This window comes from Metapseudomonas phytobenefica (assembly GCF_043392685.1).
In the GTDB taxonomy this organism is placed as follows: Bacteria; Pseudomonadota; Gammaproteobacteria; order Pseudomonadales; family Pseudomonadaceae; genus Metapseudomonas.
This window is the reverse complement of record NZ_JBHZGM010000003.1, coordinates 51,538-77,618: the sequence shown is the minus strand read 5'-3', so window position 1 is coordinate 77,618 and position 26,081 is coordinate 51,538. Positions and strand designations below refer to the sequence as shown.

At 66.1% G+C, this 26,081-nt stretch carries 20 protein-coding genes; 11 read left to right on the top strand and 9 right to left on the bottom strand.

From position 1 onward, the window contains the following. The first annotated feature begins 280 nt into the window (after window positions 1–280). Window positions 281–1,183, top strand: coding sequence for a LysR family transcriptional regulator (locus ACFW0B_RS03695; RefSeq protein WP_449146601.1), 903 nt, complete (start codon window positions 281–283; stop codon window positions 1,181–1,183). A gap of 25 nt (window positions 1,184–1,208) precedes the next feature. Here ACFW0B_RS03695 and ACFW0B_RS03690 read toward each other — a convergent pair whose 3' ends face one another. Next, window positions 1,209–1,943, bottom strand: coding sequence for a substrate-binding periplasmic protein (locus ACFW0B_RS03690; protein ID WP_449146600.1), 735 nt, complete (start codon window positions 1,941–1,943; stop codon window positions 1,209–1,211). 246 nt (window positions 1,944–2,189) lie between these two features. Between ACFW0B_RS03690 and ACFW0B_RS03685 the strand changes: the two genes are divergently transcribed. Then, complete coding sequence (locus ACFW0B_RS03685) at window positions 2,190–2,798, top strand: eCIS core domain-containing protein (RefSeq protein WP_449146599.1); 609 nt, start codon at window positions 2,190–2,192, stop codon at window positions 2,796–2,798. A gap of 474 nt (window positions 2,799–3,272) precedes the next feature. On the opposite strand, the gene ACFW0B_RS03680 is transcribed toward ACFW0B_RS03685, so the two are convergent. Continuing rightward, a complete protein-coding gene (locus ACFW0B_RS03680; protein WP_449146598.1) occupies window positions 3,273–4,673 on the bottom strand; it encodes a M20 family metallopeptidase in 1,401 nt (466 codons plus the stop codon). Window positions 4,674–4,828: 155 nt separating this feature from the next. Between ACFW0B_RS03680 and ACFW0B_RS03675 the strand changes: the two genes are divergently transcribed. Then, window positions 4,829–5,743, top strand: a complete 915-nt coding sequence (locus ACFW0B_RS03675) for a LysR family transcriptional regulator (RefSeq protein WP_449146597.1) — start codon at window positions 4,829–4,831, stop codon at window positions 5,741–5,743. A 209-nt stretch (window positions 5,744–5,952) separates the two neighbouring features. Further along, window positions 5,953–7,248 (top strand): MFS transporter, encoded by a 1,296-nt coding sequence (locus tag ACFW0B_RS03670; RefSeq protein ID WP_449146596.1) that lies wholly within the window; start codon window positions 5,953–5,955, stop codon window positions 7,246–7,248. 393 nt (window positions 7,249–7,641) lie between these two features. Here the strand turns inward: ACFW0B_RS03670 and gabP are convergent, their stop codons facing one another. The 5 genes from gabP to glaH all read right to left on the bottom strand — a co-directional run bounded on the left by gabP (window position 7,642) and on the right by glaH (window position 14,391). Then, window positions 7,642–9,042, bottom strand: coding sequence for a GABA permease (gene gabP / locus ACFW0B_RS03665; RefSeq protein WP_449146595.1), 1,401 nt, complete (start codon window positions 9,040–9,042; stop codon window positions 7,642–7,644). Between the two features lie 135 nt (window positions 9,043–9,177). Further along, window positions 9,178–10,455 (bottom strand): 4-aminobutyrate--2-oxoglutarate transaminase, encoded by a 1,278-nt coding sequence (gabT, locus tag ACFW0B_RS03660; RefSeq protein WP_449146594.1) that lies wholly within the window; start codon window positions 10,453–10,455, stop codon window positions 9,178–9,180. A gap of 81 nt (window positions 10,456–10,536) precedes the next feature. After that, window positions 10,537–11,985: an NADP-dependent succinate-semialdehyde dehydrogenase gene (gene gabD, locus ACFW0B_RS03655; protein WP_449146593.1), complete on the bottom strand. Its 1,449-nt coding sequence runs from the start codon at window positions 11,983–11,985 to the stop codon at window positions 10,537–10,539. Window positions 11,986–12,022: 37 nt separating this feature from the next. Next, complete coding sequence (gene lhgO, locus ACFW0B_RS03650) at window positions 12,023–13,273, bottom strand: L-2-hydroxyglutarate oxidase (RefSeq protein WP_449146592.1); 1,251 nt, start codon at window positions 13,271–13,273, stop codon at window positions 12,023–12,025. A 140-nt stretch (window positions 13,274–13,413) separates the two neighbouring features. Next, window positions 13,414–14,391, bottom strand: coding sequence for a glutarate dioxygenase GlaH (gene glaH / locus ACFW0B_RS03645; protein ID WP_449146591.1), 978 nt, complete (start codon window positions 14,389–14,391; stop codon window positions 13,414–13,416). A 182-nt stretch (window positions 14,392–14,573) separates the two neighbouring features. Here glaH and csiR point away from each other — a divergent pair, with 182 nt between their 5' ends. The 6 genes from csiR (at window position 14,574) to ACFW0B_RS03615 (ending at window position 23,442) form a co-directional block, all read left to right on the top strand. Continuing rightward, window positions 14,574–15,275: a DNA-binding transcriptional regulator CsiR gene (gene csiR, locus ACFW0B_RS03640; RefSeq protein ID WP_449146590.1), complete on the top strand. Its 702-nt coding sequence runs from the start codon at window positions 14,574–14,576 to the stop codon at window positions 15,273–15,275. A 271-nt stretch (window positions 15,276–15,546) separates the two neighbouring features. Further along, on the top strand, window positions 15,547–16,875 hold the full coding sequence (locus ACFW0B_RS03635) for a purine-cytosine permease family protein (protein WP_449146589.1): 1,329 nt from the start codon (window positions 15,547–15,549) through the stop codon (window positions 16,873–16,875). 64 nt (window positions 16,876–16,939) lie between these two features. Next, window positions 16,940–18,127: a porin gene (locus tag ACFW0B_RS03630; protein WP_449146588.1), complete on the top strand. Its 1,188-nt coding sequence runs from the start codon at window positions 16,940–16,942 to the stop codon at window positions 18,125–18,127. Between the two features lie 368 nt (window positions 18,128–18,495). Next, on the top strand, window positions 18,496–20,241 hold the full coding sequence (gene capB / locus ACFW0B_RS03625) for a caprolactamase subunit beta (protein WP_449146587.1): 1,746 nt from the start codon (window positions 18,496–18,498) through the stop codon (window positions 20,239–20,241). Between the two features lie 13 nt (window positions 20,242–20,254). Further along, complete coding sequence (capA, locus tag ACFW0B_RS03620) at window positions 20,255–22,339, top strand: caprolactamase subunit alpha (RefSeq protein ID WP_449146586.1); 2,085 nt, start codon at window positions 20,255–20,257, stop codon at window positions 22,337–22,339. A gap of 146 nt (window positions 22,340–22,485) precedes the next feature. Continuing rightward, window positions 22,486–23,442, top strand: a complete 957-nt coding sequence (locus tag ACFW0B_RS03615) for an AraC-like ligand-binding domain-containing protein (protein ID WP_449146585.1) — start codon at window positions 22,486–22,488, stop codon at window positions 23,440–23,442. Between the two features lie 30 nt (window positions 23,443–23,472). On the opposite strand, the gene ACFW0B_RS03610 is transcribed toward ACFW0B_RS03615, so the two are convergent. Then, entirely contained in the window at window positions 23,473–24,705 is a 1,233-nt protein-coding gene (locus ACFW0B_RS03610; RefSeq protein ID WP_449146584.1) for a multidrug effflux MFS transporter, read from the bottom strand. Then, a complete protein-coding gene (locus ACFW0B_RS03605) occupies window positions 24,702–24,842 on the bottom strand; it encodes a hypothetical protein (RefSeq protein WP_449146583.1) in 141 nt (46 codons plus the stop codon). Before ACFW0B_RS03605 ends, ACFW0B_RS03610 begins: the two co-directional genes overlap by 4 nt. A gap of 140 nt (window positions 24,843–24,982) precedes the next feature. Here ACFW0B_RS03605 and ACFW0B_RS03600 point away from each other — a divergent pair, with 140 nt between their 5' ends. Beyond that, on the top strand, window positions 24,983–26,080 hold the full coding sequence (locus ACFW0B_RS03600; protein ID WP_449146582.1) for an efflux RND transporter periplasmic adaptor subunit: 1,098 nt from the start codon (window positions 24,983–24,985) through the stop codon (window positions 26,078–26,080). Window position 26,081 lies beyond the last annotated feature (1 nt).

Genomic DNA, 26,081 nt, shown 5'->3' with positions numbered 1-26,081 from the left:
GAACTGTTGTTCTTGTGATGATGCTGTCAGCGGCCACGCACGGCCCCGGCCATACATCGGGTTCATCTATGTTGGGTGAGGCAGCGCGGCCCGAGCCCTGTGGCGAACGCTACCCGGGGCGCCCTATGATGGCGCGCCCGCGACCTGGCTCTTCCCCGCATCCGGTGGGCATCGAGCTATCGCTGAGACGGCAATCTAGGCGCCCTGCCAGACTCGTAAAATAGCCAGGCCTAACTGTTCACATAGATCAAGCTCTATGTAATGCACTTCTGGAGGTCCCATGCTGGGCAACGTGTCCGAACTGGATATCCGCTTGATCCGGGTCTTTCTCGCCGTCGTCGAAGCGGGCGGCGTTTCTGCGGCGCAGTCTGCGCTGAACACCTCGCAGCCCACCATCAGCGCGCAACTGGCCTCGCTGGAAACGCGCCTGGGCTTTCGCCTGTGCCAACGCGGCCGGGCCGGGTTCGCGCTGACACCCAAGGGCAGCCAGTTCGTCGACGCGGCGCGGCGCCTGCTGGCCGCAGCCGAAGGCTTCCGCCTGGAGGTGCAGCACATCAACCGCACCCTCAGCGGCACCCTGAACATCGGCCTGCTGGGACAGATCGACCCGACCGCCAACAAAAAGATCGCCCAGGCCATCGCCCGCCTGCGCGCACGCAACCAGGGCCTGTACTTCCAGTTCACCGAGCTGTCGTCGTCCTTCCTCGAAGAGAAGCTGGTGAACGGCCACCTGGACCTGGCCATCGGCTACTTCTGGCGACGACTCGACAGCCTCGACTATTTCGCCCTCTTCAACGAAACCCAGACGGCCTATTGCAGCGCCTCGCACCCGCTCTACGCGAAGGCCGGAGCGCTGGAGGGTGCGGAAGTAGCCGGGTACGAGTGGGTCTGGCCCAGCCACCCGCTGCCGGAGATGCCGGCACCCGCCGCCATCGACCACCTCACGGCCCTCACCGACAGCATGGACGGCGCCGCCCTCCTGATTCTCTCCGGCCAGCACCTCGGCTTTCTGCCGCAACACTATGCGGCACGCCATGTCGAACTGGACCAGGTGCGCGCGCTCAACCCGCAGCAATTGAGTTACCAGGTGCAGTTCCACGCAGCGGTGCGGCGCTCCGCCCGCCAGAGCGAGCTGGTGAGCGCGTTTCTCGGGGAGTTGATGGAGGTGTTCGAGGTGGCCTGAGGCGAACACCCGGCCATGCCGTGGCTCAAAGCTCGTACTTGGCCTTCAGGGCCTGTACCGCTTTCTGCTCCCGTTGCAGGAAGGCATCGAAGCGCTGGATCAGCTCCGGGTGGCGGATGCTGGAGAGGTGGTAATAGCTGTCGCTGATGGGCAGCAGGTCCGGCTCCACCACCAGGCCCTGCTCGCGCTTCTGCCGCTTGAGGTGGAAACGCGCCACCTCAAGCGACATATTGGCGGCATCGATATAGCCGGCCAGGGTCATGTGGATCAGGCCTTCGGGATTGGGCGCTTCCTTGACGGTCACTCGCCCGGCGGCGATGTCGTCCTGGAATTTCCACGGGGTGAATCCGCGAACGAACCCCAGGCGGCGAAAGGCCTCGCGCGGCTGTCCCTTGCGCTCCGGCAACACCAGCATGACGTCCTGGAACCGCAGCACCGGTTGTGAATAAGTGATGCCGGCCGGCTTCTGTGCCACATTCCAGCGTGGGCTGTCGGGGAACACCAGGTCGAGCTGGCCCAACCAATAGTTATGGAACAGGCGCCGCACGGGCAGCGCCACATAGGTGAAGTGCAGGTTCTCCCGCAGGGCGAAGAGGTCCAGCAAGTCGCGGGCATAGCCACGGTACTGGTAGTTCGGCGGCACGGCGGAGTAGATCGGGTAGTAATCCACCTCTTCCACACCGACGCGATACTCCGCCTGCTGGCTGGCATGGCCGAACGGCAGCCACGCACTGGCAAACAGCGACGCGACGATCCACAACGCTCGGCAACGGCTTGATACCTGCGTATAGGGCATAACTAAGCAAAAAACTGACGACAATGCCGCGCAGTTTATTCCGGCCGGGTGTCGGCAGTCTTCCCCCTTTCAGCCCTTCTGTGGCCCCCGGATATGCACCCGCCTGGTGCCTTGGCGCTCGGACGCCGACGGCCGGCGGGCGTTTGCGCAACCAATCCGCGCCTTCGCTGTCCATAATGGCGCGCGCAGTCCGCGCCTCCGGGAGGCCTCTTGTCCGCTGTATCCCCTCGTACGCTCCTTCGCCACACCATCCTCGCCCTGTCCTTCGCTTCCACCGCAGCCCTCGCCTGCCCCGCCGGGCAATCGGAGGTCTGCGTGGTGACCTGCTTCTGCGCGCCGGGCAATCCGGGCGACATGGCGCCACTGCTGGAAGGCGTCAACCAGATGGCCGCCAGCAGCCTGCAACAGTGGATCGTGGAGTCGCGCAACGCCATGCCCGATACCCTGCTGCATCCGATTCCGCTGCATATCCGTGCACAATTGGAGCAGTACTACGACTTGCAGGTGCTGGACACGGCGCGCTTCAAGGTGGGCGTCGACCAGCAGGCCAACGCCGCCAATACCCTGATGCAGAACCCCGACGTGGAGGCCGTGACCCTGGTGGACGTGATCGTCTTCCGCAATGAAGACGATGCGCAGAACAACGTCGCCCTCTGGGCCCACGAACTGCACCACGTGAAGCAGTACCTGGAATGGGGCGTGGCGGACTTCGCCAGGCGCTACACCCGCGATTACGACGAGGTGGAAGCCCCGGCGTACAAGATCCAGGGCGAAGTGGCGCGGGCGCTCAGGCCCAGGATGGCAATCGCCAAACCCTAGTGTCCGTCCTGTAGGAGCCTGTGGTGGGGGGCTTTTTCTGTGGGGGCGATTTCAATCGCTGAGCAGGCGGCAGGCCTGCCGTCGTACACAGCCCCGGCTATCGCCGCCCCACCCATCCTGCGAACTAGAATTTCACTAAGGCCCCATGGAGAAGGGCTCCTGGCCGTCGTTGCATCTTCCCCATCCGCGAGCAATCGCGCAGCTTCGGCGGTCCCCTTTGTTTTTTCGCCTGCGCTCATTGCACCAAACGAAACAGACACGCCTGGTGACGCCGAATTCTTGCTCGCAAACCGGCAGGGCGCAGTCCCAGGCCGAAGGGTAGCTCCATGGACCAATCGCTCTACGCCACTCACCAGGCGGACGACGCCCTCTATGCCGAAGTCATCGCCGCCTTCGCCGAGCCCTGAACGGGTTCACCGCTATGAAAAAACCGCCCACTGGGCGGTTTTTTCATGGGGCCTGGGCAACCCGGTTTCAGCCGTGGGCAGGGCGAGCGTCCCGGTCCCCCAGATCCCAGAACAACCCTGCCATGATCCGCAGCCCCTCACGCACCACTGGCACTAGCAGGTGCTCGTTGGCGGCATGCTGGGAACACCCGGGATAGGAGTGCGGCACCCACAGGGTCGGCAGTCCCAGGACTTCGGCGAACACATCGTTGGGCAACGAGCCGCCGAGGTTCGGCAACAGGGTCGCCGGCCGGCCCAGGGTGCGCCCCATGGAGTCCAGCGCCCAACGAACCCAAGGGTTGTCCGGGTCCAGCCGCGAGGCCTGCATGACCTCTCCCGCCGGCACCACCTCCACCTCCGAGAGGCCGTGTTGGCGCAGGTGCTGGCGAATGGCGGGGAGAAAGCCCTGCTGGTCGCAGCCGGGGACGAAGCGGATCTGGCAGTAAGCCACGGCCCATCCAGGAATGGCACCCACCGGGGCTTCCGGGTTGCCGGTGCGGAAGGCCAGCACCTCCAGGCTGTTCCAGCCGAATACCCGCTCCGCCGGCGTCAGACCGGGCTCACCCCAGTCATGATCGATGGTCGGCTCTCCCGGCATCGCGGCGGGCATCTCCAGTTGCGCCAGGGCACGCCGCACGGGCTCCGGGATTTCCGGCGGCCTGAGCCCGTCCACCCGCAGCCGGCCCCGGGCGTCCACCAGGCCGGCCAGCGCATGGGCGAGGAGGATGCCGGGATTGCGCAGCAGACCGCCCCAGTTGCCGGAATGGTGGGCGCCGTCGCGCAGCTTCAGCCGCAGCTCGAAGTTGCAGGCGCCCCGGCAGCCGAGGAACAGCGTCGGCCGCTCGGCCGCGAAGCGCGGACCATCGGAGGCGATGAAGAGGTCGGCCGCCAGGGCCTCGCGCTGCGCCTCGCAGAATTCCCTGAGCCCCGGCGACCCGGCTTCCTCGCCCATTTCCAGGAGCAGTTTGAGGTTGAAGCCGAGGCGCCCGCCGCGCGCCTGGATCACCTGCTCCAGCGCCAGCAGGTTGATCAGGTGCTGGCCCTTGTTGTCGGCGCTGCCGCGTCCGTACAGACGATCGTCTTCGCGCACCAGACGCCAGGGCGACAGGCCCTCCCGCCACTGTGCGTCGTAGCCGCGCACCACATCGCCGTGGCCATAGAGCAACAGGGTCGGCAGGTCAGCGTCCTCGATCCGCTCGGCCACCAGGAAGGGGCAGTGCTCCGCCGCCCGGTTGGGATGGACTCGGCAGTCGAAGCCGAGCCCCGCCAGGCGCGGCGCGATGAAGACCTGCAGGTAGGCGAACTGCTGCTCTTTCCGCTGCGGCTCCTCGCTCTCGGTGCGATAGGTCAGGGCGCTTTCCAGCAGCCGCTGGAACGCCCCTTCCTCGAATGCCCGTATCACCTCGTGCAATACCTGCTCACGGCTCATGCTCCCGTCCTCCGGTCAGTGGCGATGGGCCAGGCCGGGCCAAGGGGGCCGACGCTGGCATGCTGTCGGCGGGGACTCTAGACTCGCCGTCTTCCATGCCACAATCACAATGATTAGAACGAAGCATTGCCAATTCGGCAAACACTGGAGTCGCCATGTCCCACGCCAGCATGCAATCCATCGCCCTGCGCTACTTCCTCGAAGTGGTGCGCAGTGGCTCGGTCAACGAGGCCTCGGTGCACCTCAACGTTGCCGCCTCGGCCGTCAGCCGGCAGATCGCCAAGCTGGAATACGAACTCGGCACTCCGCTGTTCGAGCGGCGCGCCCGGGGCATGCTGCCCACCGCCGCCGGTGAGCTGCTAGCCGGCTACGCGCGCAAGGCGCAGCTGGAAGTGGGCCAACTGGTGGAGGAGCTCGGCCAGCTCCAGGGCCTGCAGCGCGGCCACGTGCGCATGGCCTGCTCCCAGGGGTTTGCCATCGACTTCCTGCCGGACGCCATCGCCGCCTTTCGCGCGCAGCACCAGGGCATCACCTTCAACCTGGAAGTGACCACTCCCGACGACGTCTCGCGGCGAGTGCGCGAAGGCAAGGCCGACCTCGGCCTGACCTACAGCCTGGCGCCCGAAGCCGACATCGCCATCGAGTGCGCGGTGTCCGGGCCGGTCATGGCCGTGCTGCCGGCGGGGCACCCGCTGGCCGGACGCAAGGCCATCGCCCTGGCCGAACTGCAGCCCTATCCCCTGGCCCTGCCGCTACCGGACACCACCGCCCGCCGGTTGTTCGACATCTGTCGCGGGGTGCAGGGCCTGGAATTCGTCATCGCCCTGGAGTGCAACTACCTGGCAGCGCTCTACCGCTACGTGACGAGCCAGGGCTGCGTGAGCCTGTCCAACGCCATCAGCAACCGTCACTATCTGGACAGCCAGCAGATCGTCGCCCTGCCCTTCACCGATGAAACCCTGCAAGCCCGCCGCATCGAACTGCAGAGCCTGGCCGGGCGCACGCTGCCCCAGGCGGTTGCCGCTTTCCGCGACCACCTGGCCAGGCGCCTCGAACACCCGGCGGCCTGAATCCGGTCGCCGCCAAGCATTCTCATTATTCGCACGAAAGCTTGCCTTTTTAGTGATTTTAAGAACGCCAGAGCCATGCCTAGAATCCGCCACGATAGCCATCCCGGGGACGCCCACTACATCAACGCGATCGCAAGCGCGCTATCGGAACGAGGCGCCAGCGGCTCCATTCAGCTGCCTAGAACAAACCCAACAAAGGCGGATTCACTATGCAGAGTTCAGTTGATACGGCCATCCCTCACGACGACGCCGGAACCAGACCCCGATCCATCTGGCACGCCGCCAGCGCGGCGCTGATCGGCAATACCCTGGAGTGGTACGACATGGCGTTGTACGCCTACTTCGCCTACACCATCTCCAGGCTGTTCTTCCCCACGGGCGACGCGAGCCTTTCACTGCTCATCACCTTCGGCACCTTCGGCGTCTCCTTCCTGGTCCGCCCCCTGGGCGCGATCGTGCTCGGCGCCTACGCCGATAGGGCCGGGCGCAAGAAGTCCCTGACCGTCTCCATCAGCCTGATGATGGCCGGCACCTTCATCATCGCCTGCATGCCCACCTACGAATCCATCGGCCTCCTCGCCCCCATCGGCATCCTCCTGGCGCGCATGCTCCAGGGCTTCTCCGCCGGCGGCGAATTCGGCAGCTCTACCGCCTACCTCATCGAGCACGCCAGCGAACGCCAGCGCGGCTTCATCGCCAGCCTGCAGTTCGCCAGCCAGGGATTGGGCACCGTGCTCGCCTCGCTATTCGGGCTGATACTCACCAGCACCCTCAGCCAAGAGGACCTGCTCAGTTGGGGCTGGCGCATCCCCTTCATCTTTGGCCTGCTCATCGGCCCGGTGGGCTTTTACATCCGCAAGCACTGCGACGAGTCACCGGCCTTCCAGCAGGCCGAGCCCAGCCGGCGCCCGGTGCGCGACCTGTTCAGCGGGCAGAAGCTGCTGGTGCTGATCGCCATGGGCACGCTGATCGTCTCCACCGCGTCGAACTTCCTGATCCAGTACATGCCCTCCTACGCCGCCAACGACCTCGGCATGCCCCAGGCCTCCGGCTTCATGGCGACCCTCATTGGCGGGCTGATCCTGACCTTCGTCACGCCCTTCGTGGGGATGCTCTCGGACCGCGTCGGCCGGGTGCGCATCATGATCGCTGCCGCGCTGGTCTACCTCTGCGTCGCCTACCCCGCCTTCGTCTGGCTCAACGCAGCGCCGACCCAGACCTCGCTGATCCTCATCGTTTGCCTGATGGCGCTGATCAAGGCGATCTACTTCGCCCCGCTGCCGGCGCTGATGGCCGAGACCTTCCCGGTGCAGACCCGCGCCATCGGCATGTCGCTGAGCTACAACATCGGCGTGACGCTGTTCGGCGGCTTCGCCCCCTTCATCGCCGCGTCGCTGGTCACCCTCACCGGCGACAAGACCGCCCCCAGCTACTACCTGATGTTCGCCGCGCTGATGAGCCTCTGCGCCCTGCTCGGTGCGCGCTTGCGGCTGAAGCTGCACTAGCGAGCACGACCATCCCCTCCATGGAGCGCCTTCGGGCGCTCTTTTTTCTTGTGGGGGCGATTTCAATCGCTGAGCAGGCGGCAGGCCTGCCGTCGTACACAGCCCCGGCTATCGCCGCCCCACCCATCCCGCGAACTAGAATTTCACTAAGGCCCCATGGAGAAGGGCTCCTGGCCGTCGTTGCATCTTCCCCATCCGCGAGCAATCGCGCAGCTTCGGCGGTCCCCTTTGTTTTTTACCCGGGGTCATTGCGCCAAATGCTGTACCCCAAGAAAGAACGCCGCTTATCCCTGGCCGGGAAAGCGGCGTTGCCGGTTTCTGCGCGGGGAAAAGCGCTCGATGCAGGCGCCCACATCGGCAGGGTGCAATCCGTTGCGCCCTGTTCCAGAAGCCTCAGCCTCTCACGCTCCGCAGCGCCACCGCGCCCTGTTCTTCGCGCTCGCGACGACGGGTGATGAGCAGGCCGGAGCAAACCACGAAGAGCGCCAGCAGACCGGTGGCGATGACTTCGATGCGGTGGTCGGGACGGAAGAACATCACCACCAGGACGCTGACGATGAACGCGATGACGCCCCAGGTGAGCCAGGGGAACAGCCACATGCGGTACTGAATGGCCTTGCCTTCAGCCACCAGGCGCTTGCGCATGCGCAGCTGGGAAATGGCGATCACCAGGTACACCAGCAGGGCGATGGCACCGGAGCTGGCCATGAGGAAACCGAACACCTTGGAGGGCACCAGGTAGTTGGCGATTACGGTGAGGAAGGCAGCGCCAGTGGAGAACAGCACGGCGTAGATGGGAGTGCCACTGCTAGTGGTCACCTGGGCGCAGGCCGGGGCGTCGCCACGGCGGCTCAGGGAGTAGAGCATGCGCGAGGCGGTGTAGAGGGAGGAGTTCAGGCAGCTGGTCACCGAGGTCAGCACCACGAAGTCGATGAGGGCCTTGGCGTGGGGAACCTTCAGGGTTTCCAGCACGGCGACATAGGAGCCTTCGCTGGCCAGGCGCGGGTCGTTCCAGGGCACCAGGGCGACGACGATGAAGATGGACAGGATGTAGAACAGCGTGATCCGCCAGATCACCGAGTTCGTGGCCTTGGAGATCTGCTTCTCGGCGGCGTCGGATTCGGCGGCGGCAATGGTCACCACTTCGGCGCCGAGGAAGGAGAACATAGTGATCAGCATGGCGCTGAGCACGGCGCCGAAGCCGTTGGGCATGAAGCCGCCGTTGTCCCACAGGCGTGAAACACCGCTCACCCCGCTGCCCGGCAGCAGCCCGAAGATGGCGCAGGCGCCGAGGATGATGAAACCGACGATGGCCGCCACTTTCACCAGTGCCAGCCAGAACTCGAACTCACCGTAGTTCTTCACGCTGAACAGGTTGGTGGCGGTGAGCAGCAGCGTGATCGCCAGCGACAGGACCCAGATATCCAGTTGCGGAATCCAGGAGTTGAGGATGGTGGCGGCGATATTGGCTTCGATGGGAATGATCAGCACCCAGAACCACCAGTAGAGCCAGCCGATGCTGTAGCCCGCCCATTTGCCGATGGCGCGGTCGGCGTAGGTGGAGAAGGAACCGCTATCCGGCGAGGCGACGGCCATTTCGGCCAGCATGCGCATCACCAGCACCACCAGGGCGCCGGCGAAGATGTAGGCCAGGATGGTGGCCGGGCCGGCTTCGGCGATGGCGCGGCCGGAGCCAACGAACAGGCCGGCGCCGATGACGCCGGCGATGGAAAGCATGGTGACATGCCGTGACTTCAACCCGTGACTCAGGTTGTTCTTGTTATGCGATTGCATGGCATTACCTTTGTTCTTGTCGATTCGACTCCGTACTCACCGGCGCGGGCCGACCAAGCGGAAAAAGCCCGCCCTGCCCCGGACGGTGATCGGAGCAGAAGCGGGTGAGCAGGGACCAGGGTGACGCTCTAAAACTTACGCGAGCTCGTCGAAGCACTCGGAAATGATGTTCAGACCACGCTCCAGGTCGGCGTCGCTGACAGTCAGCGGCACCAGGATGCGCAAGACGTTGTAGTAGGTGCCGCAGGACAGCAGGATCAGGCCCTTCTCGCGAGCCTTGGCCACGATCTTGCCGGTGAGTTCGGCAGCCGGCTTGCTGGTGTCGCCGCCCTCGAACAGCTCCACGGCGACCATTGCGCCGAGGTTTCGCACGTCCACCAGGCTCTTGTGGCGCTCGCCGATCTTGCGCAGGCCGGCGGTGAGGATTTCGCCCACGGCCTTGGCGCGGTCCAGCAGCTTCTCGCTTTCGAAGGCTTCGATCACCGCCAGAGCAGCGGCGCAGGAGATCGGGCTGCCGGCGTAGGTGCCGCCCAGGCCGCCCGGGGCCACCGCGTCCATGACTTCGGCACGGCCCGACACGCCGGCCAGGGGGAAGCCACCGGCGATGGACTTGGCGAAGGTAGTGAGATCGGCAGCGACGCCCATCTGCTCCATGGCGAAGAAGGTGCCGGTGCGGCCGGCGCCGGTCTGCACTTCGTCGGCGATCAGCAGGATGCCGTGCTGGTCGCACAGGGCGCGCAGGCGGGCCATGAAGTCCTTCGGCGCGACGTTGAAGCCGCCCTCGCCCTGAACCGGCTCGAGGATGATCGCGGCGATGTCGCTGGGGGCGGCGTCGTTCTTGAAGATGCGCTCGATGCTGGCCAGGGCCTCGTCCACCGACACGCCGTGGACGGCATTCGGGTACTGGGCGCGGTACACGCCACCGGGCATCAGGCCCATGCCGGCGGAGTACGGAACCACTTTGCCGGTCAGGCTCAGGGTGTACTGGGTGCGGCCGTGGTAGGCGCCGGTGAAGGCGATCACGCCGTTACGGCCAGTAGCGGCGCGGGCGATCTTGATGGCGTTCTCGACGGCTTCGGCACCGGTGGTGACCAGCAGGGTCTTCTTCTCGAAGTTGCCCGGCACCAGCTGGTTGATCTTCTCGGCCAGGGTCACGTAGGGCTCGTAGCCGAACACGTGGAAGCAGGTGTGGGTCAGCTTGGCCAGCTGTTCCTGAACGGCGGCCATCACCTTCGGGTGCAGGTGGCCGGTGTTCAGTACGGCGATGCCGCCGGCGAAGTCCAGGTATTCACGGCCTTCGACGTCCCAGACGGTGGCGTTCTCGGCGCGCTCGGCGAAGATCTGGTGGATCTGGCCGACGCCACGGGGAATGGCGGCCATACGGCGTTGTTGCAGGCTCTGGTTGGTGTTCATGCTCGCTCCACTGTTGCAAACGTCCGTACGGGAAGCCGCCGCAGCGGCCCCCGTAGAGGAAAGGTTGTTGATCCGCCGTGCTTACACGCCGATGCAGAGGTATTTGATTTCCAGGTAGTCATCGATGCCGTACTTGGAGCCTTCGCGGCCCAGGCCCGATGCCTTGACGCCGCCGAAGGGCGCCACTTCGTTGGAGATGATCCCGGTGTTGATGCCGACGATGCCGTACTCCAGCGCCTCGGCCACACGGAACACGCGGCCCAGGTCACGGGCGTAGAAGTAGGCGGCCAGGCCGTATTCGGTGTCGTTGGAGAAGGCGATGACTTCGTCTTCATCCTTGAAGCGGAACAGCGGCGCCAGCGGACCGAAGGTTTCTTCCTTGGCCACGGCGGCGTCCTTCGGTACGTCGACCAGGATGGTCGGCTCGAAGAAGGTGCCACCCAGGCTGTGCGGCTTGCCGCCAGCGGCCACTTTGGCGCCCTTGGCAACCGCGTCGGCGATGTGCTCCTGGACCTTGGCCACCGCCTTCTCGTCGATCAGCGGACCGGTGGTGATGCCCTCTTCCAGGCCGTTACCGATGTTCAGGCGCGCCACCGCAGCCTTCAGCTTGTCGACAAAGGCGTCGTACACGCCGTCCTGCACGTACAGGCGGTTGGCGCAGACGCAGGTCTGGCCGTTGTTGCGGTACTTGGAGATCAGCGCACCTTCTACGGCGGCGTCCAGGTCGGCGTCATCGAAGACGATGAACGGAGCGTTGCCGCCCAGTTCCAGGGACACCTTCTTGATGTCCTTGGCGCATTCGGCCATCAGCTGGCGACCGATCTCGGTGGAGCCGGTGAAGGTCAGCTTGCGCACGATGGGGTTGCTGGTCAGCTCACCGCCCACTTCGCCGGCAGAGCCGGTGACCACGCTCAGCACGCCTTTCGGGATGCCGGCGCGCTCGGCCAGCTCGGCCAGGGCCAGGGCGGAGTACGGGGTCTGGGACGCGGGCTTGAGCACCATGGTGCAGCCGGCGGCGAGCGCCGGGCCGGCCTTGCGGGTGATCATCGCCGAGGGGAAGTTCCACGGGGTGATGGCAGCGGTCACGCCGATGGGCTGCTTGATCACCATCAGGCGCTTGTCCGGCTGGTGGCCGGGAATCATGTCGCCGTAGACGCGCTTGGCTTCCTCGCCGAACCATTCGAGGAAGGAAGCGGCATAGGCGATTTCGCCGCGGGACTCCACCAGCGGCTTGCCCTGCTCCAGGGTCATCAGGCGGGCCAGGTCTTCCTGATTCTGCATCATCAGCTCGAACCAGCGGCGCAGGCGGTTGGCGCGATCCTTGGCGGTCAGCGCACGCCAGGCCGGCAGCGCCCGCTCGGCAGCCTCGATGGCGCGGCGGGTTTCGGCAACGCCCATTTTCGGCACAGTGCCGATAGTTTCACCGGTGGCCGGGTTGTTCACCTTGAGTGTCTGGCCATTGTCGGCGTCGACCCAGGCACCATCGATGTACGCCTGCTGGCGGAACAGGGTGGAGTCTTTCAGTTGCACGCTTGTCATCCTCTGGAATGGGCGCGGTGGCGTCGGCTCAGCCGGCGGCCCGCTGCTTGTTGTCGGTGGCTTTGACGGTGAAGCCGGCGCTGGACCCGGCGATCTGCTCGCGAACCTTGTCGACGATGTGGGCGCCGATCGGGATCGCGGAGGTGGCAGCCGGGGACGGTGCGTTGCACACGTTCACGCTGCGCGGGGTGTTCACGAAGAGGAAGTCATCGATGAGCTTGCCCTCGCGGGACACCGCCTGGGCGCGCACGCCGGCCGGATAGGGGGTGAGGTCGGCCTTGGTGATGCTCGGGCAGTATTTCTGCACTTCCTTGAGGTAACCGCCCTTGAACAGCGAGTTCTTCATCTCGATCAGGCCGGGGCGCAGGTTCTTCGCCAGCACCTTGAGGATGCCGGGCGAGGTCAGCGTCTCGACCATGTCGGACAGGGAGATATCGGACTTGCGGTAGCCCTCGCGCTTCATCGCCAGCACGGCGTTGGGGCCGACGGTCACGGTGCCGTCGATCATCCGGGTCAGGTGCACGCCGAGGAACGGCATGGACGGGTCCGGGATCGGGTAGATCAGGTGGTTGACGATCTGGTTGTGCTGCTTGGGCAGCAGGTAATACTCGCCACGGAACGGGCAAATGATGAAATTCGGCTCGATGCCGAGCATGCGCACCACACGGTCGGCCATCAGGCCCGAGCAGGTGATGAGGTAGCGGCTGCGAAACTCATCGGTGCCGGTGCGCACCAGCACTTCGTCGGCACGCTCGTCGAGGCTGGTGACCTCGGCGCTGTAGCGGATTTCACCACCGGCGGCCTGGAACTCACGGCCCATGGCGGCGGTGACTTCGGCGTAGCTGACGATGCCGCTGGAAGGCACGAAGATGCCGCCCATGCCGACGATGTTCGGCTCACGCTCGCGCAGCTCGGCGGCGGACAGCCAGTAACGCTCCAGACCGTTGGCGGCGGTGCGTTCCCAGAGCGCCTTCATGCGCTCCATTTCCAGCTCGTTGGTGGCCACCAGCAGCTTGCCGCATTCATCGAAGCGGATGCCGTGCCGGTTGCAGAAGGCCTTGGTCGCCTTGTTGCCTTCCAGGCAGAAGCGCGCCTTGAGGCTTCCGGGCGTGTAGTAGACGCCGGCGTGGATCACGCCGCTGTTGTGCCCGGTCTGGTGCCGGGCCGGGCCGGATTCCTTCTCCAGGAGAAGGACCTTGGCGTCCGGGTAAACCTGCATCAGCTGCATGGCCGTGGACATGCCCACGATGCCGCCGCCGATGATGATGAAATCGTACACAGCCATTACCTCGCGCACTGGCGTAGCTGAATCAGCCTGCGAGAGCGCGCTTGCTCGCGAATGTCCGTGCGCGGGACCTTCGCGAGCAGGCTCGCTCCTGCAGCAGTTGTGCACGGTGGCCGGCCACCGTGCTTCATTGATTATTGACCGCGCAGGTAACGCGGCTTCTGGTAGCTGATGTAACCGCGCTGGCGCATCAGTTCGCGACGCAGGCCCTCATGGGGCGTGAAGCGGTCGCGGCCGTGGAGCCAGAACAGGTTGTTGATCAGCAGGAAGTTGCCCACCGGCACCGGAATGGAGAGCTTCTGCGCGCTGCCTTCCAGGGATTCGGACAGGGCGTTCAGCCAGACGCCTTCCTCGAAGTTCTCCGGCTGCACGAACTGGTCGATGTAACGCATGGTCGGGCGGCCTTCGGCGTCGGTATCGAACACCGGGTGGAACACGTCCTCGGTGACATTCTTGCTCGGCGGCGCGGTCCAGCGCATTTCGCGGCGGGCCAGCGGATGGCGGAAGAACTCCTCGCACTGCTCCCAGTCGTCCAGGTGCAGGATCAGCGAGTTGCCGCCTTCCATGTTCTTCTCGTCGATCTTCAGCATCAGCACGTAGTCGGTGATCTGGTTCACGAAGGTGCCGTCGTTGTGCAGCTCCATGACCCGGTGCGGCTGACGCAGATAACTGTCGGAATTATCGGTGTTGACCACCACGAAACGGGCGTAGTACTGGCCGCTCATGGCGTCGTAGTTGGAACGGCCGATCAGGTGGGCGCAGGCGGTGGTGAACTTCACCATGTCCTCGGCCTGGCTCACGTCATCCAGCCCGACTGGCTTGATCAGCATGGCGCCGGTGGCGCGGCTCAGGATGGTGTTCAGCAGCACCGGGCGCAGGGTGCCTTCGCACAGCTCGTCGAGGATCTGGCCTACGCGAAAACGCAGGAAAGACTTGTATTCCAGGGCCTGCACGGGCCACTCGCCCACCGCCTTGAGGAAAGCCTCGACCGTTTCGCGAGCGAAGGTCAGTTCGAGCAGGCGCGGCGACTGCCGGGAGGGTGTCACGGTGAACCCCCGGGTCTCCAGCGGCATCGGCATCACAAGGTCCTCGATCTTGGTAAAGGCGTTCATGGCGGTTTCCTGGCAAAGAGGTGGTTGGCAGCACCCGGATCAGGCGGGCGAGAGAAAAATATCGCCACAAACAAAAAATGTCTACATTTTTGAAAAACGAAAATAAAACGATCGTTTGTCCAATGTTTTTCGCAGAAAAGACGTTTCGGTATGATCCGCAAAACGATTTGAGGAACAGCACCTTGGAAGCACTCGCCTCTCGTCAGAACTCGGCATTCAGCGGGTATGAGTGGCTCAAGCAGGACATCATCCGCGGCGTGTTCAAGCCCGGTGAAAAGCTGCTGATGAGCGCCCTGAAGGAACGCTACGACCTGGGCGTGGGCCCGCTGCGCGAGGCCCTGTCGCAACTGGTAGCCGAGAAGCTGGTGGTCGCCATCAGCCAGAAGGGCTACCGCGTAGCGCCCATGTCGCTGGAAGAGATGGAAGACATCTACGACGCCCGCGCCAACCTGGAGGCGATGATCGTCGGCCTTGCCATCGAACGCGGCGACGATGCCTGGGAAGCCTCGGTACTGGCGCAGTCCCACACCCTGGCCAAGGTGATGGAAGTGAAAACCCGCGAGCAGCGCCTGGACGTCTGGGACCACCGCCACAAGGCCTTCCACACCGCCATCGCGTCAGGCTGCGGTTCCAAGCACCTGCTGCAGGCGCGCACCTACCTGTTCGACCAGGCCGAACGCTACCGCCATCTCTGGCTGACCCAGACGGTGTTTTCCGAAGAAGCCCTGGAAACCAAGCGCCAGGAACACGCGGCGCTGGTGGAAGCCATCCTCGCCCGCGACGCCCAGCGCGCGAGCGAAATGATGCGCACCCACCTGATGACCCCGGTGCCGATCATCGCCGAGATCATGCGGGCCGAAGGGATGGGCGGCACCTCCCGCTGAGGCCCAAGCCGCATTCGCCCTCTCCCGCAGAGGACTATCCGTGCAGGCTTTCAGGCCCGTGCCCCTATAGGCGAATTCATTCGCCAGGCAGGCCACAGGTCTGCCCTCTCCCGGAGGTAGAGGGAGCTGTCCGTGCAGGCCTTCAGGTAAGCGCCGGGGCCCCTGTACACCCAGACGCAAAAACACGTACGCCAAACGCCAATCCCGCCGGAGCGCTTTTCCTTACCGTTTTGGAGCCTTTCACTCCAACACAACAACAAAGGTAACGGTCATGGCTGGAGCACTCTCTAACGATCAATCAACCTCCGAACAACCGGTGCCGCAGACGCAGCGCCTCGGTCGCGGCTCCCTGACCATGGCCTGGTGGGGCATCTGCAGCGCCATGTTCTACCTGGTGGTGGCCGCGGCCCTGGCCATGGGCTACGGCACCCTGAACGCGATGATCGGCCTGGTGCTGTCGGTGATCAGCTACGGCGCCATCAACGCCGTCATCGCCCGCAATGCCATAGCCAGCGGGCTGTCCGTGGCGCAATTCTCCCAGGTGCTGTTCGGTCGCACCGGGGCGGCGCTGGCCACGTTGATCTTCAGCGCCACGGCCATCTACTACGGCGTATTCGAGGGCTCGGTGATGGCGGTGGCGCTGCATCACTACCTGCCGGGCCTGGAGCTGCCCCTGGCATTCCTGCTGGTGGTGATCTACAGCGTGCTGCTGATCTTCGGTAACGCCATGCGTTGGCTGGACAAGCTCAACGGCGTGCTGCTGCCCTTCTACCTGCTCGGCCTGGTGGCCGCCGTGGCCATGGCCATCGACGAATACGGCTATTCCTCCGCCTGGCTGGAGCTGGCGCCCGAGGGCGGACCGGTGCCCAACGGCTGGTGGAACTGCTTCACCTACTTCATGGGCGTCTGGGTGCTGATGATGTTCACCTGGGACTACGCCCGCTTCGGCAAGCAGGAGGACCGCCGCTACCACGCGCACGTCAATTTCGGCATGCCCTTCTACGCCGTGGCCTTCCTGCTCAACGGCCTGGTGGGGATCTTTCTCGCCGCCACCATTCCCACCGAGGGCGGCCTCTCCGAAGTGTCGGTAGTGCTGGCGATCATCCAGCTGATGGGGCTGGCGGGCCTGCTCTTCGTGTGGATCAGCCAGACCCGCATCAACACCGGCAACTTCTTCCTCGCCGCCACCAACCTCCAGGCCTTCTGCGGCCATCTTGGACTGGCGCGGGTGCCCTACGTGGCCTGGGCGCTGCTGACTGGCGTGGTGGCCTATCTGCTGATGCTGTTCGACGTGTTCAGCTACATCCTCCAGGCCCTGGCCTACCAGAGCTTGTTCATCGTCGGCTGGGTGGCCATCGCCCTCGCCCACCTGTTGGGCAGCCGCAGCCCGCGCTACAGCCTCGACGGCCTGCCCGCCTTCCGCGCCCGCGGTCTGCTGGCCTGGGCGGCATCCGCTGCGGCGGGCGTCGGCCTGCATCTCTGCGGTGACGCCACCCTGGCCACCGCTTCGGCGCCGGCCGCCTTCCTCGTCGCCTTCCTCGGTTACCTCGCGGTGCCCCTGCTGCTACGCCGCGACCAGCCCCAGGGCGACCTGGGCTGAACCCCGGCCGCCCGCCCGGGCGGCCCCTCACCTCGCCACCACAACAAGAACACTGGAGCGGCTCATGTACCCGCAATGCACCCGGCTTGTCCCGATTTTTGCCACCCTGCTCGCCCTCGCCCTCGCCCTCGCCCTGGCCCAGCCTGCCGCGGCCGTGGAAATCACCGATAACCTCGACCTCGGCGGCGCCATTCGCGGCCGGCTGGACTACGACCCGGACCGGGACCTGTCCAAGTTCAGCTTCGACACCTTCTTCCTCACTGCCGACTACCACTCGGACAGCTGGATCGCCGCCGCCAAGTACCGCTTCTACGGCGACGCCTATCCCTACGAGTACACCGACGACGTGGGCGACATCGCCTTCGCCGAATACGCCTGGATCGGCTACCGCTTCACGCCGGAACAGCAGCTGCAGGTGGGACAGACCGCCGTGCCCTTCGGCCTGGCGCCGTATTTCGGCAGCACCTTCTTCGAGACCTTGGGCAACGTGATCGGCCTGGAAGACACCCAGGACATCGGCTTCAAGTACCTGGCCAGGCATGGCGACTGGGACCTGCAGGCGGCGTATTACCCCATTCCGGCGGAACAGGGCCGGGGCACCAGCCGGGGTGGCCGGACCTACGGCACCAGCGTCGCGACCGCCGACGACTATGTGGTGGACGGCAGCGACAACCATGAGCAGGACATCCTCGTCGGCCGCCTGGCACGGGCCTACCAGGCCAATGACTGGACGGGCGAAGTGGGTGCATCGTTACTCGCCTCCACCCTGGAGAACCAGGACACCGGACGCGACGGCCGCCGCCTCGCCGTTGCCCTGCACGCCACCGCGCAGCACGGCCCGTGGGGCTTCCAGGCCCAGGTAGCGCGCCAGCGGATGACCCCGGAGAACCCCGGCGACGACCGCCTGGTGAGCTTCGGCAGCTTCGACGGCACCTTCAACGTCGCCGCCAAGGGCAACCTCTATGTGGCGGACGTCAGCTACAGCGTGCCGGGAGAATACGGCTGGCTGTCGGGCATCACGCTGTATGCCAACTACAGCCTGTTCGACAAGGACGAGCGAGACTTCCAGGACTCCCAGCGCTTCATCGCCGGCACGTCCTTCAGCTTCGGGCCGCTGTGGATCGCCCTGGAGTGGCTGCACGGCAAGAACGACCCGTACATCGGCGGCAGCAGCTACACCCAGAGCCTGGGCGCAGGCGGCACCGATCAGTGGGAAAACCAGCTATACAGCAACATCGGGTACTACTTCTGAGTCAGGCGGGGCCGAGCTGCCGGCCTTTTCGCGGATGAATCCGCTCCCACAGGCATCGCCCCGGCCAAGGCACCGCTTTCCCTGTGGGGGCGATTTCAATCGCCAAGGGCAGCAAAGCTGCCCCCGGTACACGGCAAGGCAGGCCTTCGGCCTGCAAGTCGATTGAAATCGACCCTACAAAAGTCGCCTCGCCTCAGATCGCTGCCCTTGGCGGACCGCAGGTTCGCCCTCCCGTCCCCTGTGCGCCCAAACGCAACAAGGGGTACACCCAGCGACAAGCCAGCCACCCCACCCCCGCCTTAGCGTATGCATCACGGGCCGCCGTCGGCGGCCCTCACCCGAAGCACAAGAACAATCGTTGGTGCCCTATGAAAACAGTTGATCCGATCACCCTTGCGGTTGTCCGGGGTGCGCTGGAAACAGCGCAACGCGAGATGACCCTGACCCTGGAAAAGACCGGCCGCTCCAGTGTGTTCAACCTGGCCCATGACTACTCCAACTCCCTGTTCGACCATCTTCCGGAGATGATCCTGCAGGGCCAGGACATCCCGATCCACCTGGGCTCCCTGATTCCCGCCATGAAGTGCGTGGCCGAGTTCTTCGGCGACGATATCGCCGAAGGTGATGTGATCTACCACAACGACCCGGCCTACAAGGGCAGCCACATCCTCGACTGCTGCATGTACAAACCGGTGTTCTACAAGGGCGAACTGGTGTTCTGGACCGTCTGCAAGGGCCACCTCACCGACGTCGGCGGCCCGGTGCCGGCCGGCTACAACCCCGACGCCAAGGAGATCTACGCCGAAGGCCTACGCATCCCGCCGGTCAAACTGTGGGAAAAGGGCAAGCGCCGCGAGGACGTGATCAACCTGATGCTCACCAACATGCGCGCCCGCCCCTACCAGGAAGGCGACCTCAACGCCCAGTACGGCGCCTGCAAGGTCGGCGAGCGCCACCTGCTGGAGCTGCTGGACAAGTACGGTGTGGAGCAAGTGCGGGCCTGCATCGCCGAGCTGAAGAACATGGCCGACCGCCACATGCGCGCCCTGCTGCGGGACGTGCCGGACGGCCACTACAGCGGCACTGCCGTACTGGAAGACTCCGGGCACGGGCTGGGCGAGCTGGCCATCACCGCCCACGTGGAAATCCGTGGCGACGAGGCGCACATCCGCATCGAAAGCCCGCCCCAGGTTCCCTATTTCATCAACTCCTACGAAGGCAACTCGGTCTCCGGCGTCTATCTCGGCCTGATGATGTTCGCCCAGGTCGCCCCGCCTTATAACGAGGGCCTGTACCGCTGCGTGAGCGTCGACGTGGGCCCCCGCGGCACCCTGTGCAACGCCGAGGAACCGGCGCCCCACGTGAACTGCACCACCACGCCGATGGAAACCCTGGCAGACGCCGTGCGCATGGCCCTGGAGCAGGCTTCGCCGCAGCGGGTCACCGCCTCCTGGGGCCACGCCAGCGGCATCAACATCGCCGGTCACGACCCGCGCAATGCCAACAGCGAATACGTCACCATGGTCCTGGCCTCGATCATCGCTGGCGCCGGCGCCAACAAGGTGATGGACGGCTGGCACGCCTGCGGCCCGCTGTGCTGCTTCGGCGCGCTGATGAGTGGTGACATCGAACTGCTGGAACACGCCTACCCGGTGCTGATCCACCGCTACAGCCTGATGGCCGACAGCGGCGGTGCCGGTGAATTCCGCGGCGGCTCCGGCACCCGCCTGGAGATCGAACCCCTGGACCACGCCATGACCGTGGTCGGCTTCGGCGAAGGCCGCCAGCTGCCCACCGCCGGCGCCGCCGGAGCACGCAACAGCCTGCTGGCGCCCAAGCTCGGCCGGCTGATCCACCGCAAGGTCGACGGCGAGGAAACCCACTACATCCAGAACCCCGTACTCACCATCCAGCCCGGTGAGCGGATCATCAACATCAACCCCGGTGGAGGTGGCTACGGCGACCCGCTGCGCCGCCCCGTGGCCTCGGTCCTGCAGGACGTCCGCAACGGCCTCGTCTCGCCCCAGGGCGCGGCCTTGGAATACGGCGTGATCCTCGACGCCGACGGCCACCTCGACGAAACCGCCACCCGCGCCGCCCGCGGCCAGTTCTGACCGGAGATCCGACATGCGCAATCAATATCGCCTGGGCATCGATGCCGGCGGCACCTTCACCGACTTCATCCTGGCCGACCGCGACGGCGGCGTGCAGCTGTTCAAGGCCCCGTCCACGCCGCAGGACGGCACCCTGGCCATCCGCGCCGGCCTGGCGCAGATCGCCGACGCCACCGGCCGCTCGCCGGCGGAAATCATCGCCAGCTGCGACCTGTGCATCAACGGCACCACGGTCGCCCTCAACGCCCTGATCGAACGCACCGGGGTGAAGGTCGGCCTGCTCTGCACCGAAGGCCACGAGGACAGCCTGGAAATCCGCCTCGGCCACAAGGAAGAAGGCCACCGCTACGACGCCCACTACCCACCGGCGCACATGCTGGTGCCGCGCCACCTGCGCCGCCCGATCGGCGGCCGCATCCTCGGCGACGGCCGCGAGCACAGCCCCCTGGACGAACGCGCCGTGCACGAAGCCATCGAGTACTTCCGCGCCGAGGGCGTGGAGGCGGTAGCCATCTCCTTCGTCTGGTCGGTGCGCAACCCCTGCCACGAGAAACGCGCCGCCGAACTGGTGCGCGCCGCCCTGCCGGGCGTGTTCGTCTGCACCGGGGGCGATGTGTTCCCGCAGATCCGCGAATACACCCGCACCTCCACCACCGTGGTCAACGCCTACCTGAGTCCGGTGATGGCGCGCTACGTGGAGCGTATCGACGCCCTGTTCGAGGAACTCGGCGCCCAGCAGCCGGTGCGCTACTTCCAGTCCAATGGCGGCCTGGCACCGGGCAACGTGATGCGCGACCGCGCGGTGAACGCCATCAACTCCGGCCCGGCCTCGGCGCCCCAGGCCGGCCTGTCCGTGGCGCGCCCCTTCGGCATCGACAACGTCATCACCGTGGACATGGGCGGCACCTCCTTCGACATCACCCTGACCAGCGCCGGCCGCACCAACTTCAGCAAGGACGTGGACTTCCTCCGCCAGCGCATCGGCGTGCCGATGATCCAGGTGGAAACCCTCGGTGCCGGCGGCGGCTCCATCGCCCACCTGGACGAGTTCGGCATGCTCCAGGTCGGCCCGCGCAGCGCCGGCGCCAAGCCCGGGCCGGTGTGCTACGGCAAGGGCGGCACCGAACCCACGGTGACCGACGCCAACCTGGCGCTGGGCTACCTGCAGGACGGCGCCCTGCTGGGCGGCAGCATCCGCCTCAACCGCCAGGCGGCGCTGGACGCCATCCGCAGCAGGATTGCCGATCCGCTGGGCATCAGCATCGAGCGCGCGGCCTTCGGCATCACCACCCTGGTCAACCTGAACATGGTCAACGGCATCCGCCGCGTGTCCATCGAGCGTGGCCACGACCCCCGCGACTTCGCCCTGATCGGCGCCGGTGGCGCGGCGGGCATGCACGTGGTGCGCCTGGCGGAAGAAATCGGCATCCACAGCGTACTGATTCCCAAGGTGGCCTCGGGTCTGTGCGCCTTCGGCCAGATCCTCTCGGACGTGCGCTACGACCAGCTCACCAGCCTGCCGATGCGCCTGGACCGGGACCACGTGGACCTGCCCCGCCTCAACCAGGCCCTCGCCGACCTGCGCCAGCAGGGCCTGGTGAACCTGCGCGACGACGGCTTCGGCGACGAGGCCAGCAGTTGTCACTACACCCTGGAAATGCGCTACCTCGGGCAGATCCACGAGTGCAGCGTGGAGCTGACGCGCCACCAGCTGGACGCGGCCGGGCTGGATGCGCTCATCGCCTCCTTCCACAGCCGCCACCAGACGCTCTACTCCTACGCCGAGCCGGACAGCCCGGTGGAGCTGGTGAACCTGGAGTGCTCGGTGATCGGCCACCTGCCGCGCCCGCCGCAGCCGGAACTGCAGGGCCCGGCCAACCCGCCGGCGGCCGTGCCGGAAAGCCTGCGGCCGATGCTCTTCAGCGCCGACGGCGACTGGCAGTCCACTGCGGTGTTCAATGGCAACCGCCTGCTGCCGGGGCAGACCGTGCAGGGCCCCTGCGTGATCGAGGAAGACACCACCAATATCGTGGTGCCCCCGGGCTGGCAGGCGACCCTGGAACCCTCCGCCACCTACCGGGTGACGCGCGGCGCTTGATGTTACGTACCAGCACGTCGATCATCGGCGTGCTCCCAGCCCGGCAGCCTTGCGCTGCCGGGCTGTTCGACAATAACAAGAGCTGCTTGAGTAGCTTGCTTGCAGTTCCTTTTTTCAATGCTGCCCTCTTTGAAAAAGGACGAACCATGCCTACAGAACTATCGACCCACGGCTGGTCGCAGTCTGAACGCCAGGTACGCTGGGCCGAGGCCATCAGCGATACCTATTTCGCCCTGAGCCTCGAATTCGCCCCCGAACAGCCCTTCGATGGCCACCTGCAGCGCTGGAGCACTCCCAGCACCCCTGTCAGCCTGTCGCGCCTGCGCTCCAGCCGGCTGGGCTATTCCCGCAGCAAGGCGCAGATCGGCCAGGACCATGAGGCCTTCTACCTGGTGACGGTACCCCGCCGCGCCGACGTGCACTTCGAGCAGGAAGGCCGCGAACTGAGCTGCAGCCCCGGCGGGTTCATCATCGAACGGGGCGACGCGCCCTACCGCTTTCACTACGGCGCGGACAACGACCTCTGGGTGCTCAAGCTGCCCGAGCGCGCCCTCAAGGGCCACCTGCGTGGCCCTGAACGCTACAGCCGCTACTGCTTCGACGCGACCCAGGGCCTGGGCCGCGTTTTCGTCGAGCAACTGGACCTCTGCGCCCGCCACTTCGAGGTCTGCTCGACGCCCGCCCGTCACCTGCTGCTGGAACAGGCCATGTCCACCCTGTTGCTGGCACTGCAGCAGGATGACCGGGTACTCGGCAGCGAAGGCTCCAACCTCAGCACCCTGCACCTGACGCGCGTCGAGCAGTACGTGCGACAGAACCTCGGCGACCCGGACCTTTCACCCCAGTCCATCGCCAGCGCCTGCGGCCTTTCCCTGCGCTACCTGCACAAGCTGTTTTCCAGCACGCCCTACACGCTGGGCGAATGGGTGCGCCAGCAACGCCTGGAGGCAGTCCACCGTCAGCTGCGGGACCCGCACTGCCACCAATCCATCGGCGAACTGGCCTTCCGCTGGGGCTTCAACGACCAGGCCCAGTTCACCCGGGCCTTCCGCCAGCAGTTCGGCTGTACCGCCCGAGAAGTGCGAGCCTCCCGCCCCCACTGAGCCCATCGCCTCCGGCAGCGACGCGCAGGATCACTCCGGCGTCGCGGGGGGCGTATCGAGGCGCAAGCCGGCGGCCGGTGCCGTTGCCCTGCGCGCCTTGCGGGTCATCAGGTTGAACAGGCTGAAGGCGCCCAGGGCGAATGCGCCCTGCAGGCCGATCATCGGCCAGGCGCTGCCGTCCTGCAGGGCGCCCAGCAACAGGCCGCTGCAGGTGGCACCAAGCATCTGCGCAAAGCCCATCAGACCGGCAGCCAGCCCCGCGCGGTGGGCGTTGGGCATGACCACGCCCGCCACCGACGCCGGAATCAGCATGCCGCCGCCCAGGGTCACCAGCACCTGCGGCAGGGAAAGACCCAGCACCGACAACCCGAGGGTGGCGTGCACCAGCATGGTGAGGGCGGCACCGGCAGCCACCAGGCTGATGCCGATGCCGACGATGCGCTGCGGCCCCAGCTGCATGATCTTGCGCTGGGTGAACAGCGCCCCGGCGATCAGGCCGGAGATGGTGGCGCCGAACGCCATGCCGTATTGCGCCGAGTTCAACCCCAGCAGGCCGATATAGACGGCCGACGAGCCGGCCACCACGACGAACATCGCGCCGTAGGTTCCCGCCAGGGTCAGGGCCAGGGCGCGGCTGGACGGTTGTTTGAGCAGGTCGAAGTAATCCCGCACCAGGGTCGCCGGGTGCCCGGCCCCGGGGTCGAGGCTGGGATTGGATTCGCGATAGCAACCCAGCACCGCCAGCAGCGCAACGCTGCCGATGGTCAGCGACGCCAGTACCGGCGCATGCCAGCCGCCCCACTGGGTCAGCAGGCCGCCCAGCATCGGCGCCAGGGCAATGGCGCTGAGCATGCCGATCACGGTCAACGCCAGGGCCGGCGCAGCCTGGGCCTTCCACACATCGCGGACGATGGCCCGCGCCAGCACCAGCGCGGCGCAGGCGCCGAAGCCCTGGGCGACGCGCCCGAGGATGAAGCCGGTCATGCTGTCGGCCAGCAGCATCCAGGCGGTGGCGGCCAGATAGAGAGCAAGACCGCCGATCAGCACCGGCCGGCGGCCAACGCGGTCGGACAACGGCCCCATCAGCAGTTGCCCGATACCGAAGGCGGCGACGAAGCCAGACAACGCGGCGAGGCTGGCGCCATGCACCGCGCCCAGGCCCTGCTCTATCCGGCCGAGGGCGGGAATCAGCAATTGGGTGGAAATTTCCCCCAGTGCGGTCAGCACCATGAGGATCACCAGCAGCAGGCGCGACGGGTTCATGGGCGCATTCCTTCTGCTTCGGTGCCCAGTGCCAGGGCCATCAGCTGCGACTTCAGGGCTTGCAAGTCAGCAACGCTGACGACCGACGGGGTGCCGCAATCCGCATCGCGTCGCACGGCTTGTTGTTCAGGGTTCATCGCTCACACCTCCACTGGTCGTGCCGCCCTTGGGCCGACGAATTAAATGACGAGTGACATATATACACAAAATTAGATTATGCCTATCATATTTTCGACCCGCGGTACTCCGCCCCGCCGCCCTACCCGAGGATCGCTCCATGAACCGCCCGCACCTTGCCCTGCTCGCCCTGATTCCCGCCGCACTGCTGGCCTTGAGCGGCTGCAACAGCCAGGCCGACACCTCGGTCACCGCGCCCCTGCCACGGGCGGTACTGGCAACAGACGTGCAGGCGGCTTCCCAGCAGGACGCGCTCTACACCGGCGTGGTGGCTGCGCGCACCGCCAGCGACCTGGGCTTTCGCGTCGGCGGCAAGGTGATCGCCCGCAAGGTGGACCCGGGCACCCGGGTCAAGCGTGGCGACGTGCTGCTGGTACTGGACAACACCGACTTCGAACTGGCCCTGCGCGCCGCGCGCAACCGCGTCACCGCCGCCGAGGCCGAATTGCGCCAGGCCCGCGACGACGAGGCCCGCTACCGCCGCCTGGCCGGCACCGGCGCCGTGTCCCGGCAGGTATACGACCAGGCCAGCACCCGTCTGCGGGTGGCCCAGGCCGAACAGGCCGCCGCGACCTCGGAAGCGGCCCAGGTGGAAAACCGCCGCAGCTACTCCACCCTGCGGGCCGACGCCGACGGCGTGATCACCGACGTGCGGGTGGACCGTGGCCAAGTGGTCGCCGAAGGCCAGGTCGTCGCCAGCCTGGCCCATGACGGCGCCCGCGAGGCAGTGATCGACATCCCGGAAACCCAGCGCGCCCTGGCCGACCACCCGGCCCGCGCTTACCCCTACGGCGCCTCCAGCGAGGCGGTGCCGGCCACCCTGCGTGAACTCTCCGCCGCGGCCGACGCCACCACCCGCACCTTCCGCGCCCGCTACACACTGGGTGGCGACTCCAGCGCCCTGGCCATCGGCTCCACCGTCACCCTGCACCTGGACGGCACCGCCCGCGAGCAATGGGTGCGCGTGCCCCTGGGCGCCTTGCATGACAGGGGCCAGGGCACCGGCGTCTGGGTCATCAATGCGGATGGCAAGGTGGAGCCGCGCAGCGTGCGCGTGGTGCGCCTGGAACAGGAAGAGGCGGTTCTCGAAGGCGGCGTGCAGCCGGGTGAACGCATCGTCGCCCTCGGCGCCCACCTGCTGAACCGCGGGGACAGCGTGCGTGAACTGCCGGCGCCATCGCTGGCCCTGGAGCAGTGAG

Coding starts and splice junctions, on each gene's coding strand:
- ACFW0B_RS03695 (WP_449146601.1), top strand. CDS start 281: ATGCTGGGCAACGTGTCCGAACTGGATATCCGCTTGATCCGGGTCTTT.
- ACFW0B_RS03680 (WP_449146598.1), bottom strand. CDS start 4,673: ATGAGCCGTGAGCAGGTATTGCACGAGGTGATACGGGCATTCGAGGAA.
- ACFW0B_RS03675 (WP_449146597.1), top strand. CDS start 4,829: ATGTCCCACGCCAGCATGCAATCCATCGCCCTGCGCTACTTCCTCGAA.
- ACFW0B_RS03670 (WP_449146596.1), top strand. CDS start 5,953: ATGCAGAGTTCAGTTGATACGGCCATCCCTCACGACGACGCCGGAACC.
- gabP (WP_449146595.1), bottom strand. CDS start 9,042: ATGCAATCGCATAACAAGAACAACCTGAGTCACGGGTTGAAGTCACGG.
- gabT (WP_449146594.1), bottom strand. CDS start 10,455: ATGAACACCAACCAGAGCCTGCAACAACGCCGTATGGCCGCCATTCCC.
- glaH (WP_449146591.1), bottom strand. CDS start 14,391: ATGAACGCCTTTACCAAGATCGAGGACCTTGTGATGCCGATGCCGCTG.
- ACFW0B_RS03635 (WP_449146589.1), top strand. CDS start 15,547: ATGGCTGGAGCACTCTCTAACGATCAATCAACCTCCGAACAACCGGTG.
- ACFW0B_RS03630 (WP_449146588.1), top strand. CDS start 16,940: ATGTACCCGCAATGCACCCGGCTTGTCCCGATTTTTGCCACCCTGCTC.
- capB (WP_449146587.1), top strand. CDS start 18,496: ATGAAAACAGTTGATCCGATCACCCTTGCGGTTGTCCGGGGTGCGCTG.
- capA (WP_449146586.1), top strand. CDS start 20,255: ATGCGCAATCAATATCGCCTGGGCATCGATGCCGGCGGCACCTTCACC.
- ACFW0B_RS03615 (WP_449146585.1), top strand. CDS start 22,486: ATGCCTACAGAACTATCGACCCACGGCTGGTCGCAGTCTGAACGCCAG.
- ACFW0B_RS03610 (WP_449146584.1), bottom strand. CDS start 24,705: ATGAACCCGTCGCGCCTGCTGCTGGTGATCCTCATGGTGCTGACCGCA.
- ACFW0B_RS03605 (WP_449146583.1), bottom strand. CDS start 24,842: ATGAACCCTGAACAACAAGCCGTGCGACGCGATGCGGATTGCGGCACC.
- ACFW0B_RS03600 (WP_449146582.1), top strand. CDS start 24,983: ATGAACCGCCCGCACCTTGCCCTGCTCGCCCTGATTCCCGCCGCACTG.